At 62.2% G+C, this 14192-nt stretch carries 10 protein-coding genes; 6 read left to right on the top strand and 4 right to left on the bottom strand.

All coding sequences use genetic code 11. The annotated features are described in order from the left end of the window. Window positions 1–247 precede the first annotated feature (247 nt). Window positions 248–3703 carry an indolepyruvate ferredoxin oxidoreductase family protein gene (locus tag ACVZUB_RS23505; RefSeq protein WP_042921773.1) on the top strand — a complete coding sequence of 1152 codons (3456 nt, stop codon included), beginning with the start codon at window positions 248–250 and terminating at the stop codon, window positions 3701–3703. A gap of 94 nt (window positions 3704–3797) precedes the next feature. Here the strand turns inward: ACVZUB_RS23505 and ACVZUB_RS23500 are convergent, their stop codons facing one another. From ACVZUB_RS23500 to ACVZUB_RS23490, 3 genes are all read right to left on the bottom strand, one after another. After that, window positions 3798–4457: an LppP/LprE family lipoprotein gene (locus tag ACVZUB_RS23500; protein WP_003940243.1), complete on the bottom strand. Its 660-nt coding sequence runs from the start codon at window positions 4455–4457 to the stop codon at window positions 3798–3800. A gap of 93 nt (window positions 4458–4550) precedes the next feature. Continuing rightward, window positions 4551–6218 (bottom strand): amidohydrolase, encoded by a 1668-nt coding sequence (locus ACVZUB_RS23495; RefSeq protein ID WP_482627819.1) that lies wholly within the window; start codon window positions 6216–6218, stop codon window positions 4551–4553. A gap of 16 nt (window positions 6219–6234) precedes the next feature. Continuing rightward, entirely contained in the window at window positions 6235–7485 is a 1251-nt protein-coding gene (locus tag ACVZUB_RS23490) for an MFS transporter (protein ID WP_007733614.1), read from the bottom strand. 216 nt (window positions 7486–7701) lie between these two features. On the opposite strand from ACVZUB_RS23490, the gene ACVZUB_RS23485 reads away from it, so the two are divergent. Continuing rightward, complete coding sequence (locus ACVZUB_RS23485; RefSeq protein ID WP_003940262.1) at window positions 7702–8331, top strand: TMEM175 family protein; 630 nt, start codon at window positions 7702–7704, stop codon at window positions 8329–8331. Here ACVZUB_RS23485 and ACVZUB_RS23480 read toward each other — a convergent pair. Continuing rightward, the gene (locus ACVZUB_RS23480) at window positions 8328–8906 is read right to left on the bottom strand and encodes a CGNR zinc finger domain-containing protein (protein WP_482627818.1); all 579 of its coding nucleotides are present in this window, start codon (window positions 8904–8906) and stop codon (window positions 8328–8330) included. The two genes, ACVZUB_RS23485 and ACVZUB_RS23480, sit on opposite strands and share 4 nt — an antisense overlap. A gap of 108 nt (window positions 8907–9014) precedes the next feature. On the opposite strand from ACVZUB_RS23480, the gene ACVZUB_RS23475 reads away from it, so the two are divergent. From ACVZUB_RS23475 to ACVZUB_RS23460, 4 genes are all read left to right on the top strand, one after another. Further along, entirely contained in the window at window positions 9015–9917 is a 903-nt protein-coding gene (locus ACVZUB_RS23475) for an NAD(P)-dependent oxidoreductase (protein ID WP_003939725.1), read from the top strand. Beyond that, on the top strand, window positions 9914–11113 hold the full coding sequence (locus ACVZUB_RS23470; RefSeq protein WP_482627817.1) for an MFS transporter: 1200 nt from the start codon (window positions 9914–9916) through the stop codon (window positions 11111–11113). The genes ACVZUB_RS23475 and ACVZUB_RS23470 overlap by 4 nt, the downstream gene beginning before the upstream one ends. A 12-nt stretch (window positions 11114–11125) precedes the next feature. Further along, window positions 11126–11641, top strand: coding sequence for an Rv2253 family sensor-like surface protein (locus tag ACVZUB_RS23465; protein ID WP_019745018.1), 516 nt, complete (start codon window positions 11126–11128; stop codon window positions 11639–11641). Window positions 11642–11755: 114 nt separating this feature from the next. Continuing rightward, complete coding sequence (locus ACVZUB_RS23460; protein ID WP_007733608.1) at window positions 11756–14179, top strand: ATP-dependent Clp protease ATP-binding subunit; 2424 nt, start codon at window positions 11756–11758, stop codon at window positions 14177–14179. The last annotated feature ends 13 nt before the right edge of the window (window positions 14180–14192 follow it).

Here is a 14192-nt window from a genome sequence, read left to right as displayed (position 1 = left end):
CTCGGTGTGCATTGTCGGGAACGTTTTATGTCCGTTTCGCCGTATCGCCACGAACGGGTCTCCAACTGATTGATTCGATGACCTAGGTCACGTGATTTGGCTCACAAATTGTCAATTTGAATAGTTGAACAAGCCTCTGTTGACGCTTTCACATACCTCGACCACGATCATCTGAACAGATCGAGTTACGCGGTTGTTGAAAATGCACGGTAGTTGAAATGCACTGCAGACGGAACGGTGGTCCACGATGACTGAACTGGTGTCGGGCGTAGCCCAGGCCAAGCCCTATGACCTCGATGATCGGTACCGGTCGGGATCGGGACCGGTGTTGCTGACCGGTGTTCAGGCAATTGCACGCGGCTTCGTCGAGCAGCACGTTCGCGACATTCGGGCAGGTAAGCGTATTGCCACCTTCGTCTCCGGTTACCAGGGCAGCCCCCTCGGTGGCGTCGACAAGATGCTTCACGGCATGCCCAAGGTTCTCGCCGAGCACGACATCACCTTCATCCCTGGCTTCAACGAGGAGCTCGCCGCCACGGCGGTATGGGGAAGCCAGACGGATCTCCCCGCCGGAACCGCGACCCACGACGGCGTGACCGGCGTCTGGTACGGCAAGGGCCCCGGCGTCGACCGCGCTACCGACACCATTCGCCACGCCAACATGTACGGCGTGAACCCCAAGGGCGGCGTCGTCCTCCTGGTGGGCGACGACCCCGCGTCGAAGTCCTCCACGGTTCCGGCCGTCAGCGAGCGCTCGCTTGCCGCGATGGGCGTGCCGGTTCTCTTCCCACGCAATGCCGAAGAGATCATCACGATGGGTATGCACGCCGTTGCTCTCTCGCGTGTCTCCGGTTGCGTCGTAGCGCTGAAGATCGTCGCCGACGTCGCAGACGGTGCCTGGACGATCGACGGCAGCATCGCGGACTTCGACATCGTGGTTCCGGAAGTGCAGTTCGAGGGCAAGCCCTTCGTCTACAAGCAGCGTCAGATGGCCGCGCCGCCGGACAGTGTCATTGCCGAGGCCGATCTGTACGGCCCGCGATGGGATCTTGTGCACGCGTACGGAACTGCCAACAACCTCGATGTGATCGAGGTCAACCCCTCCGGTGCGAAGATCGGTATCGCCGCCACCGGTACAACTTTCGACTCCGTCCGACAAGCTCTGGCAGACCTCGGCGTCGATGATGCCGCGCTGCACCGCGCCGGGATCCGTCTCCTTCGCATCGGAATGTGCTACCCCGTCGTGGGCGAGAAGATAAAGGAGTTCGCCGAAGGTCTCGAGCAGATCGTCGTGGTCGAGGACAAGACCGCGTTCATCGAAGCTCAGATCCGGGAAGTCCTGTACGGCACCGACGATGCCCCTCGCATCATCGGCAAGCGTGACGGCCAGGGCCGTCTGCTCATGCCTGCCAGTGGTGAACTGACCGCAGGCCGGCTGCTCGCCCCGTTGCGCCGCGTACTGAAGCCGCACGTCGAACTCAAGCGCACCCTCCCGGCCCCGCTGTCGCTCAACGTGCTCTCCGCCAAGCGAACCGCGTACTTCTGCAGCGGGTGCCCCCACAACCGTTCCACCGCTATTCCCGAGGGTTCCATCGGCGGCGGCGGAATCGGTTGCCACACACTCGTCACCATGTCCGGCCGTGAGGACAGCGCTGTCACCGGCCTGACGCAGATGGGCGGCGAGGGCAGCCAGTGGATCGGGCAGGCACCGTTCACCGACGTGCCTCACCTGTTCCAGAACATCGGCGACGGCACCTTCTTCCACTCCGGTCAGTTGGCTGTCCAGGCATGCATCGCCGCAGGCGTGAACATCACCTACAAGTTGCTCTACAACGAAGTAGTGGCGATGACCGGTGCACAGGACGCGGAAGGTGCCCTCTCCGTTGCTCAGCTCAGCCACAAGCTGACCACCGAGGGCGTCAAGCAGATCATCATCTGCGCCGACGAGCCTTCGCGTCACAACAAGCGCGCTCTGGCCAAGGGCACCAAGCTCTGGCACCGCGATCGCCTCGACGAGGCCCAGAAGGAGCTTCGCGAGATCAAGGGCGTCACAGTGTTGATCTACGACCAGCACTGTGCGGCCGACGCTCGTCGCCAGCGCAAGCGTGGCACGCTGCCCACTCGCAACACTCGCGTCGTCATCAACGAGGCAGTGTGCGAAGGCTGCGGTGACTGCGGTGTGAAGTCGAACTGCCTCTCGGTCCAGCCCGTGGACACCGAGTACGGCCGCAAGACGAAGATCGACCAGACGTCCTGCAACACCGATTACACCTGCATGGACGGCGATTGCCCGTCGTTCGTGACCGTCGAATTGGTACCGGGCAAGAAGGCTCCCAAGGCCGCACGTCCCGTCCCGCCCGTCGTCGCAGACCCCGATTTCGGACCGCTCACCAGCACGCAGAACGTTTTCCTCGCGGGCATCGGCGGCACCGGCATCGTGACCGTCAACCAGGTGCTCGCAACGGCTGCACTGCGCGCCGGCCTCGAGGTGGAGAGCCTTGACCAGATCGGACTGAGCCAGAAGGCCGGACCGGTTGTCTCGCACCTGCGTTTCAGCTCCAGCGCGCTCGAGCCGTCCAACCGCCTCACTCCGGGCAGCGCGGATTGCATCGTCGCCTTCGACCTGCTGACCGCGACGGACAACAAGAACCTCGACTACGGCAACGCCGAGAAGACGGTCTCCATCGCCTCGACGTCGCAGACGCCGACCGGAGACATGGTCTACGACAAGGCTGTTCGCTACCCCGAGGAGACGTCACTCCTCGCCCGTCTCGACAAGGTGTCGCGCACCCTGCGTTCGTTCGACGCACTCGCCGCGGCACAGGAGTTGTTCGGTAACACCGCAGCGGCCAACTTCCTGCTGATCGGTGCTGCCTACCAGAGCGGTGGACTTCGTCTGCCGGCCGAGGCCATCGAAGAAGCGATCGGCATCAACGGCGTTGCCGTGGACGCGAACATCGCGGCATTCCGTTGGGGTCGTGCAGCAATTGCCGACACCGCAGCGTTCTCGGCCGTCACCACGCCGGCCAAGTCCGTCCGCGAACCCGTTGTCGCACCGGCTCACATGTTCGCCGGAACCACCTTCACCGGTGAAACCCTGCGACTGGTGGAACTGCGTGCAGCGCAGCTCATCGAGTTCCAGTCCGTCAAGATCGCCCAGCGTTACATCGATCAGGTTCAGGCAGTCTGGACCGCAGAACGTGCCGCAACCGAGCGGACCGATTTCAGCGAGGCTGTTGCCCGCGGCCTGTTCAAGTTCACCGCGTACAAGGACGAGTACGAAGTTGCTCGTATGCTGGTCGACCCCGCATTCATCGAGGACGTCAAGTCTCAGGTGCCGGCCGGGGAGAACCTGACCTACAAGCTCCACCCGCCGATCCTTCGAGTGATGGGCCGCAAGAAGAAGATCGGTCTCGGACCCAAGTCGCATGTTGCACTGAAGGTTCTGGCCAAGGGTAAGAAGCTTCGCGGTACCAAGCTCGACCCCTTCGGCTACATGCACGTCCGCAAGGTCGAGCGTGAACTGCTCGCCGAGTACGAGGCCATGATCGCTGACCTCTCTCGTACTCTCGCAACCGACGGATACGATCGCGCCGTCGAGATCGCGGCACTGCCGGACGTGGTTCGCGGCTACGAGGACATCAAGCTCGGCAACATCGAGCTGTACAAGACTCGCCTGCGCGAACTCGGTGTCGGTGAGTAGGAGCGCCGGCGAGTAGATCGAACAAGACTGTGCCCCAGTGACCGTCGTCGCTGGGGCACAGTTGAATTCAGGTCCTACTCGGACCCAGGCAGGTTCAGGAGGGTGGGAACTGGCCGTCGGCAACCACGGCGCTGCCGTTCCACGTGAAGTTCACTATGTTCGGTCCGCCTTGGGGACAGCAGAATGCATCGTCGTCCAGCAGCCAACGGTATTGGACGGATACCGAATCCTTGTTGCTGTCGATGACGTGTGTGTACGAGTACGGCTCACTGGTAGCCGTGCCCAGGTATGTTCCGTCGTGGAAGAACAGGACGTGTGACTGGTAAGTCGCATCGCCGACGCCGTCGCCGTCCACCGAAACCCAGAGCAGGTCAGGACAATTCCCGATCTGTTCTTCGCTCGCGGATCTCGGTATCCAATTGCCCCCGTTGATGTCGGTGCCCAGCGTGCCGATGGCGTCGGTGACGAGCGAGGAGCCGACGTCGAGACAGGGACCCGAAGCGGGGATTGCTGTCGTAGTCGCCGTCGTGGATGCATTTGTGCGGGTGTTCGATTGTGGCGGGGGAGAGCTCGCTACCGTCGTCTCGGTTTCGTTTGCCGTCGATGTCGCCGACGCCGTTGAACTGGCTGCCGTGGAACTCGCCGCCGCTTCAGGTGTTCCTTCGGTCGACCCACAACCGGCGACCGTCAGGGCAGTGGCCGTCACCAGTGCAGCGGCTGCGACGGCGGCCGAAATCGGAGCTTTCCTGCGCATGCGTCCTCCAGAGTGTATGGGTTCACGTGTTCAAGTCCCTCCTTCGTTCTGTCGCCGGGCCGCATGCGTGCGTTATCGAACAACCGGTAACGATCAGCTATCGGACTCGGTGTTCCGTGCTTCGGTGCTCTTGGCCCCGGCCGCGTCGTATCGCACGGATCCAGCAACGACGGTCATCGCAATCTCTGTGGTCAGGAGAGAATCGACCCCTTCGGTGAACGGATCTTGTTTCAGTACGACAAAATCGGCTGCTTTACCCCGAACCAGCTGGCCGGTCACATCTTCCCACCGGCACGAGTAGGCAGCGTCGCGAGTTGCGTGAGCCAGCGCATCCGCGAGAGGTAGAGCGTACTTCGGCAGATTGGGTGCCAGCGACGGATCGATTGCGGATCGACGGGTGGTGGCGATGAACATGTTCGGCAGCGGCGGGTGGGGAGCGGTCGGAGCGTCCGAACCCAAGGCCAGAACCGCTCCGGCTTCGGTGAATTCAGGCCAGGGGTACGCGCGATTGACCCGGTAGTCGCCGAGCATCGCCTGCCAGTTCTCCTGGATTGCAGGGTCAGCGTGAACCGGTTGCATCGAGGCGATGATTCCCAGGCGGGCAAGCCTTTCGACGTTGTCCCGGGTGATGGACTCCAAGTGTTCCATTCGGTGCCTGCGGGGAATGTCTCCGTTGGCGGCGATCGCGTACTCGAGTGCCGTCAAACCGATCTCCGACGCCTCGTCGCCGATCGCGTGCATCGCGATCTGCAGGCCTGCGGCGTCGGCGGCTGTCACGACGGGGATCAAGGATTCGAGATCCCAGATGGGCTCGGCGTTGGTGCCGTCCGAGTACGGTTCTTTCATTGCGGCAGTGCAGCTGTCGATCACGCCGTCGATGATGATCTTGATTCCGGCGATACGGAGCCACGGACCTTGGACGCGCTCGTGGAGTTCGATCGCGTCGTGAACTTGTCGGACGTTGTCGGCCTCGTTGTCCTCGCGGGTCATCAGCCAGTGAGCCGCGACGCGCAGCGGCAGTATTCCGTCTCCTGCGTCCAATGCTCTTTCCAGCGAGGCTAATTCGTCCGCGCCGAGAGCCATGTCGACCGCACCGGTCACGCCGTCCTCGAGATAGTGGCGGAACGCGAGAGCGAGGGCGGCGTCCCGGTCTTCGTCGGATGCGAGCTCCGCCAGTTTCGGCCAGACGTAGAGCATCATGGCGGTCTCGTACAGCATTCCGGTGGCTTCTCCGGTGTCCGGATCCCGGCCGATACGACCGCCGATCGGATCGGGAGTGTCCGCGTCGATGCCGAGTTCTCGCAGTGCTGCAGTGTTCACCCAGACCGAATGTACGTCGTTGGCGTCGAGGTACACCGGGCGATCGGGTACGACGGCGTCGATCATCTCTCGCGTCGGGTGCCCTCCATCCAGCGCGGAGAACAACCAACTGCGACCCAGCAGTCGTGGTGCGTCCGGGTTCGATTCCGCGAATTGCTTGATGCTGGACTGAATGTCGGCGAGATCGGTGGCATCACGCAGATCCAACTTCTGCAGCGCGAATCCCATCATCACCAAATGTGTATGGGCGTCGACGAAACCGGGTAGCACGACGGCACCTTCGAGGTCGATCACCTCGGCGTCTGGAGCCAGGATATCGGCATAGACGGTTTCGCCCACGAATCTGAGCTTGTGGTCCTCGACGACTATCGACTCGGCCCATCCGTCGTCGGCAGCCGTGAAGATCTTTCCGTTGCGGTAGTGAGTGATGCTGTCATTCATGACTTCTACGTGATCCTTACGCGATGACGGTAGTAGTGATGGCGGCGCTGTGGTGACGATACGCACCTTCGGTACGTGCGGAGAGTCGGGAAACCAAGGCGAACGGGACCAGTAGAACGAAGCTGATCCCCGAGATGATGACTCCGAAGGTCGGATACCCGAGGCCGGCCGTCACCGAAGTTCCGAACAGCGGCGCGAACGCGGAGCCGATGAGGTAGGTGCCCAGTAGTGGCGCCGACCATCGGCCGGCCGCGTCGAGCGCGGCCGAGATGGCAACCAGGACGATGAACGTGGCCGCGTAGATCGTGTTCCAAGCGATGACCACTACCAGGTAGATCGTGGGATCGGTGGTGAGGCCGGCAGACAGCTTCAGAATTGCCCCGAGTATCAGTAGCACGGAGATCGATACTGTCCGACTGACCCGAGAACCCAACGCGGTCAAGGTAACAGCCGCGAGCACACCACCCGCCGTTGATGCGCTCAGTGCGAGACTCATTTGTTGATCCGAGAGCCCGGCGTGCTCGGAACCCATGATGCCGAGTACTGCCCACAACGAGTCCTCGCTGATCGCCCAGACTGCAAGCATCGCGAGAAATGCGGTTCCGGCAAAAGTGAGACGTTTCGCGCTGACCCCGGCGGGGAGAGCTGTGGTCGTATTGGCGGACTTCGCCGTCTCCGGCGACTCTTTCACCGGGGACGACGGCAACCAGGTGACCGTTGCTGCGGTAGCCAGTGCCAGGACTGCGACGATGCCGAATGCGTTGGTCATGTGTGTGCCGAGGATGGGTATGAGAGCGAGGACGGCCGTGACGACGACACGGTTCACGAGGCCGCTGATGCTTGACGCCCGGTCCGGGTTCGTGAGCGCGGCCAGTGCCGCTCCACCAACGGATGCGGATCCACCAGCGCCGATACCGCCGACGATGATCGCGGCGCATGCGATCGTCGTGGACGGTGCGATGGCCGCAACGCCGAATGCGGCTGCCATCGCGATCAGGCTGACGCGGCCGAGGAGATGGCGATGCCGGCCCGAGGCGATTCGGGTGGTGGCGAGGCAGGTGACGGCGCAGACCAGCAGCGATGCTGTCAGAACGGCACCGGCAGCGGATTCGGTGACACCGAGGTCCTCGACCATTGCCACGATCATCAGGGGGATGAGGTTCGCGGTAATGAACCCCATGACGCCGATACTGAAGACGGCAATACCGCGGTTGGCGGTGAGTGGAACCCGGTCGGACTGCGTATTCGTCGAAGCGTTGATCGGCACTAGGGCAACCCCATGTCCTGAAGGGGGTGGCTGAACCGACCCCTGGTGTCGTGATGTGAGTCACTTAATGAATGTGATTCGTTAAGTATGGGGATGAGCTCCGCCACGGTCAAGAGATCTAACGAATTTGATTCGTTAATTGTATGTTTCCGGATACCTGCTTCCGGAAAGTGGCGTCGCCGGTCTGTTTCCTGTTGTGAGGCTTATGCTTCCGCAATGGCTGAGATTGCGGAACGCACCCGCTACTTCGAGCGCTACGTCACTTTCATCGACGCGATTGTCGCCATTGCGATCACGCTGCTCGTCCTGCCGCTGGTCGAACTCACCAGTGACCACCACGGCACCACGTCGGAACTCCTGCGCGATCACGCTGCGCAGTTCTATTCGTTCGCCCTGAGCTTTCTGGTGATCTTCCGTCTCTGGTGGTCGCAGCATCGGCTGCTTCGTTTTGTGGTCGACGGAGACAAGGTGGTCGTTCGCGGGCTGGGGTTGTGGGTGATGACCATCGTGTTCCTGCCCTTCCCGACTGCGCTCGTTGCAGCGCCGTCGCAGGATCTCGGAACCAGGGCTCTCTACATCGGGACAATGGCAGCCAGTGCTGCGTGCCTGGCGGTGGTCGCGTGGGGTCTGGTTCGCAACCCTTCGTTGAGCGAAGAGAATGCGAAGCCGCATTTCACCGCTGAAATCGTCACTTTCCTGATCATGGTGGTGGCGCTGCTCGTCAGTGTGCTCGTTCCGGTGACGTCGTACTTCCCGCTGTTTCTTCTCCTGCTGTCGACGCCGATCGAGAAGCTGTGGAACCGAGTGGCGGCGAAATGGAGTCGTGGTGAAGGTGAGATGAGCTAGTCGGCGCGAGCGGTCATCGCGGATTTCTTGGCTTTGTTTCCGCAGATGTTCATCGAGCACCAGCGTCGGTTGTTGCCGCGACTGGTGTCGACGTAGAGGCCGGTGCACCCGTCGCCCTGGCAGGCTTTGACGCGGTCCCGGTCGGGTCCACCGAGCACCGCGATCGCGTCGGCAGCCACTATCGACAAAGCGTCGCGGATCGGATTGTCTCCGGCTGATTTCCAGAGGGCCCGGCCACTCTCGAGGACGAGGTGGGCATCACCGAGTTCGGATGCGGTGTTGACGATCCCGACATCGGCGCGTGAGACGCGGCGGTCCTCGCATACGGCGGTTCCGATGCGATGAATGGCCTCACGTAAATTCTGCGCGCCGAGGAGGTCGTCTTCTGTCGCGGTTGCGGGGGCGTCCATCAGATCGTTGGCGCGTAACCATAATTCGAGTCGCTGCGGGCTCGTGAGTCGTTCGAACCTCGAGCCGTTCCGATTGGTGAGGGTGGCGGTGAAGCGGAAGGCGAGCGTGTCGTTGTCGAGTCGAAACACGTCCCGAGCGGATTGATCAGCTCCTGCTTCGTTCACTTTCGTCCTCCTTCGTGGCGAACCATCTCAACCGGTTCGACAGCAACTGTACCCGTATGAGAGTCTTGAACCGTCTTAGATGGTTCAGCACTTTCGAGAGGGAAATCCATGACTTCTGTTTCCGTGGTCGGCTTGGGCGCGATGGGCCGTCCCATCGCTCGAAATCTACTGGGCGCAGGCTTCGACGTGACGGTGTGGAATCGCAGCCCTGAAGCGGTAGCCGAACTGGTCGAGGAAGGGGCGATCGGCGCGAAAACCGTTGCCGAGGCATTCCAGTCCGGTGTTGTGCTGTCGATGTTGGCAGATGATTCGGCCGTGTCTTCGGCCATTCTGGATCCCGCCGTCCTCGCATCCGTTCCGAGTGGAACCGTGCACGTCAACATGGCCACCGTCAGCGTCGACCTTGCCAAGCGCGCCGCCGCACTGCACGCCGAGTACGGTATCGGGTACATCGCGGCGCCGGTGTTCGGACGCGTTTCTGTTGCTCAGGCTGGCCAGTTGAACATCATCGCCGCCGGCGACAGTTCCCTCCTCGAGCGAGTGCAACCCTTCCTCGACGTCATCGGTGCTCGCACGTGGCCACAAGGTGAGCGTCCGGAGCAGGCCAACATCGTCAAGATCATCGGCAATTACCTCATCCTCGCCGCGATTCAATCCTTGGGCGAGGCAATCACATTGGGGGAGAGGTCAGGTGTGGACGGAAGCCAACTCGTAGAACTGCTGACCTCGACGATCTTCCCGGGGCCGGTCTACTCCAGCTACGGAAACCTCGTCGCGACGCGTCAGTACGAGCCTGCAGGATTCACCACAGCTCTGGGCCTCAAGGATTTGAGGCTTGCGCTCGACGCCGCCGACAGCGTCGATCTGGATTTGCCGTTCGGTGGCGTACTTCGAGGCGTGCTCGCTCAGGCTCTGGCGAACGGTCAGGGCGAGATGGACTGGGCGTCTATTGCAGAACTGGTCCGTTCCGGCCAGTCGGGTGAAGGCAGTCCCGAAACACCGACGAGGTGAGCTCGAACTCGGACGGGACGGCGACTTCGGCACTGACGGAGACCGATTCCGTCCGGACACTACCGCTGGCCGGGTTGTCGGCACTCGCAATGGCAGGCTTCATAGCGATCACAACCGAAACCATGCCGGCCGGACTACTGGTGCAGATCGGGTCAGGGTTGTCCGTATCAGTCTCCGGCGCAGGGCAATTGGTTACCGCATACGCATTGGGTTCCGTCGTCGGGGCGGTACCACTGATCGCATTGACCCGAGGGTTGCGACGGCGTGCTGTCCTGGTGTCGGCGATTCTGGGGTTCGGTGTCTTCAATCTGGTGACAGCGCTTTCGTCGAATCTTGTTCTCACCTTGGGTGTTCGGTTTCTGGCCGGTATGGCGGCAGGTGTGGTGTGGGGGTTGCTTGCCGGGTACGCACGCAGGATGTCGCCCCCTCACCTGCAGGGGCGGGCCGTTGCGGTTGCCTCCGTCGGACAGCCGATCGCGTTGGCAATCGGCGTTCCGATGGGGGCGTGGCTCGGGACCCTGGCCGATTGGCGCGTCGTCTTCGCCGTGATGTCGGTTGCTGCGCTACTTCTGGTCGCGTGGATACTCACGGTGATGCCGGACTTTCCCGGGCAACAAGCGGATCGGCAGCTGCCGGTGCGGAAAGTCCTGGTCCTGCCTGGCGTACGACCGATTCTGTTTGTCGCGTTCTTGTGGATCCTCGCGCACAACATCGTGTACACGTATCTGGCGGCGTTTCTGGATCGCATCGGTTTCGGCGATCGGTTGGGAATCGTCTTGTTCGTGTTCGGACTTTTCGCCTTCGTGGGCATCGGTGTGGTCGGGGTGTTTGTCGACCGGGCCCTTCGAAGTCTCACCGTGCTGAGCTTGGTGGTCTTTGCCGCAGCTTTGACGGCGTTGGGCGTCGGCGGTGACAGCTTCGCTGTGATTGCACTCAGCGTTGTGGCGTGGGGTGTGGCATTCGGGGGCGCTCCCACTCTCCTTCAGACGGCGCTCGCGGATACGACGGGCGACGCTGTGGACACTGCGCAATCGGTTTTCGTGACGATCTTCAATGCGGCGATCGCAGCGGGCGGCGTCGTAGGCGGGCTGATCTTGGCGGACAGGGGTGCGGGAGCGTTGCCGTTGGTTTCGCTGGTGCTGATCGTCGTCGGTGTTCTTGTGGTCAGTATCCGACAATTCGGACATAGCTTGTGATTCACTTCACGCATGCGGAAGTCATTGTTGGTGGTTGCTCTCGTTGCTACGTGGTTTGTCGCCGGAGCGATGCCCGCGGGGGCTGCGGATGCGAATTGGTCCGGTGATTACTCGCTCAAGCGTTTTGCCGCGACCAAGACGGGCACAAGTCTGGCCGCCAGCCAGTGGGAGCCGGATTTCTCCGATACATACACGTTCGAGACGGATTGCTCGAGCGGAGTCTGTATCGCCACAGTGGTCGGCGGTCCGGCTCCCGCCAATCCGACGTTGCCGCAGCCTGCGCGATACACCTGGGACGGAACCAGTTGGGTGCACCCCTATGACTGGGAGTGGGATTGCTACCAGGGGGAAGGCGTGCCCAAGGTGTGGGCACCGGCGCACTCCGAGGCGTATTACACACCTCAGCCCGATGGCAGTCTGAAAGGTTCGTGGCGTACCGACATCGCGAGTGGTCCCTGCGAGGGATCGGTGATCATGCACGTCGAGGCGTACCCGGTCGGTCGATCTACCGGATCCTTCGGTAGTTGAGAACGATCTGTGGCCCGAAGGTGTTGAAACAAATCTGAGGCCGCGGGAATTGATCGAGCCCCATGCACGTTAATTGAGTCAGTAACGCTCAACTTTCTGCAAGGAGGCTTCGGAATGCCAGCATTCTTCGGGCCCGAGGGTCCCGGTCGCATCGATATTTCCCGGCTCATGAGCAGGGCCACCCAGCAACTCATGGCTGACGCTGCACGTGTAGCGGCTGCTCGCGGTGATTCGGATCTCGATGCACTGCACGTTCTCCGCGTCATGGCGGAGCAGGATCCGGTCCGCACGCTCATGCAGCGCGCCGGAGCCGACCCGAAATCCGTGGTCGACGCCGTCGACCTGCGGCTGCCACAAGGCCGTGAGCAGGGGGCCTACTCTGCTCCTGCGCTCAGCAGTGCCGTGAAAACCGCTCTACTCGAGGCTCATCAACTGGCCCGAGCCCTGGGATCGACGTACATCGACCCCGAACATCTCTTCATCGCCCTGGCCGGTGACCCCGATCATGTTCCGGGTCGTCTGCTCGCTTCGGCCGGCATCACGCCGGAGAAGCTGCAGGCAGCGGTTCAGAATCCCGCAGCCGGTCCAGTCGAAGACGAGTCCACCACACCGACGCTCGACAAGTACGGCATCGATCTCACCGATCGCGCCCGCAACGGCGGCGTCGATCCGGTGATCGGCCGCGCCGACGAGATCGAACAGACCATCGAGATCCTCTCCCGCCGCACCAAGAACAACCCGGTCCTGGTGGGTGAGGCCGGCGTCGGCAAGACTGCCATCGTCGAAGGTCTCGCCCAGCGCATCGTCGACGGGGATGTCCCGGAATCGTTGGTGGGCAAGAAGATCGTCCAGCTCGAACTCTCGAGCATGGTCTCGGGTACCCGTTACCGCGGAGACTTCGAGGAACGGCTGACCAAGGTGATCGACGAGATCACCGCACACAAGGACGAGCTGATCGTCTTCATCGACGAGATGCACACCATCGCCGGTGCCGGAGGCGGCGCAGACGGTGCGATGGATGCCGGAAACATCCTCAAGCCCAAGCTCGCTCGCGGTGAACTGCACATCGTCGGCGCCACCACGCTCGACGAATACCGCAAGAACATCGAGAAGGATCCCGCGCTCGAGCGGCGCTTCCAGCCCGTACAGGTCGGAGAGCCGTCGATCGAGGACGCAATCGCGATCTTGAGCGGACTGCGCAGTCGGTACGAGGATCACCACAAGGTGCACTACACCGACGAGGCGATCACCGCTGCGGTGGAGCTGTCGGCACGTTACATCGGCGACAGGTTCTTGCCGGACAAGGCAATCGACCTGATCGACCAGGCCGGCGCCAGGCTTCGCTTGAAGACGGCCACGGTAGACACCGCCGCGCTGCAGCAGCGTCTCGAGCAGCTCGAGAGCGACAAGGAAAAAGCCGTCGCCGACGAGTTGTACGAGAAGGCGTCGACCCTGCGTGACGAGATCAACGGCGTCGCAAAGCGTCTCGAGAAGGCAGGATCCTCGGTTCCTTCCGAGGAAACGCCGGACGTGACCGCTGAACAAATCGCCGAAGTTGTCGCTCGCGCAACGGGTATTCCGGCAAGCCAGATGACTCAGGCAGAGAAAGATCGCCTGCGCCGTCTGGAAGAGGAACTGCACGGTCGTGTCATCGGGCAAGATGACGCCGTTCGCGCCATCGCGCGTGCCGTGCGTCGTAGCCGGACCGGTATGAGCGATCCGGATCGTCCCGTCGGTAGCTTCCTGTTCCTCGGACCCACTGGCGTCGGCAAGACGGAGCTCGCAAAAGCTCTGGCTGCCACACTCTTCGGAGACGAGAACAAGATGCTGCGCTTCGACATGAGTGAGTTCGGTGAGAGGCACACGGTCAGCCGATTGGTCGGTGCTCCTCCCGGATACGTCGGCTACGGCGAGGCCGGACAGCTCACGGAACAGGTGCGTCGTAACCCGTACTCGGTGATCCTGCTCGACGAGATCGAGAAGGCACACCCGGACGTGTTCAACACCTTGCTCCAGGTGCTCGACGACGGCCGTCTGACCGACGGTCAGGGTCGGACGGTGGACTTCAAGAACACCGTCGTGATCATGACCAGCAACCTCGGCTCGGACATCATCTCGAGCAAGTCCGGTGGACTCGGCTTCACCACGGGTGACGCAGAGTCGGCGGAGAAGCCACTGCGCGACCGCGTGATGGCCAGGTTGCGCGAATCGATGCGGCCGGAGTTCCTCAACCGTATCGACGAGATCGTGATCTTCCGCAAGCTCGACACCGAGCAACTGCACCGGATTACTGATCTGCTGCTCGACGACAGCCGGAAGCGGCTGCAGTCCAAGGGCATCGAGATCGAGTTCACTGCCGACGCGGTGGACTGGATCGCCGAGCACGGGCATCAACCCGAGTTCGGGGCTCGCCCGTTGCGTCGTTCGATTCAGCGTGTGGTCGACGACAAGATCGCCGACATGCTGCTCGACGATCTCCTCGAAGAGGGCGGCAGTATCACCGTCGCGGTTGACGAGGGTGAGTTGGTGTTCAGCTAGGGGCACAGCCCCC

This window comes from Rhodococcus sp. OS5 (assembly GCF_056837585.1).
This window is presented reverse-complemented; position numbering and strand designations above follow the sequence as displayed.

Bases quoted from the DNA above. Each gene is read 5' to 3' on its own strand.
- ACVZUB_RS23475 (WP_003939725.1), top strand. From the start codon at position 9,015: ATGACTTCTGTTTCCGTGGTCGGCTTGGGCGCGATGGGCCGTCCCATC.
- ACVZUB_RS23500 (WP_003940243.1), bottom strand. From the start codon at position 4,457: ATGCGCAGGAAAGCTCCGATTTCGGCCGCCGTCGCAGCCGCTGCACTG.
- ACVZUB_RS23465 (WP_019745018.1), top strand. From the start codon at position 11,126: ATGCGGAAGTCATTGTTGGTGGTTGCTCTCGTTGCTACGTGGTTTGTC.
- ACVZUB_RS23495 (WP_482627819.1), bottom strand. From the start codon at position 6,218: ATGAATGACAGCATCACTCACTACCGCAACGGAAAGATCTTCACGGCT.
- ACVZUB_RS23485 (WP_003940262.1), top strand. From the start codon at position 7,702: ATGGCTGAGATTGCGGAACGCACCCGCTACTTCGAGCGCTACGTCACT.
- ACVZUB_RS23460 (WP_007733608.1), top strand. From the start codon at position 11,756: ATGCCAGCATTCTTCGGGCCCGAGGGTCCCGGTCGCATCGATATTTCC.
- ACVZUB_RS23505 (WP_042921773.1), top strand. From the start codon at position 248: ATGACTGAACTGGTGTCGGGCGTAGCCCAGGCCAAGCCCTATGACCTC.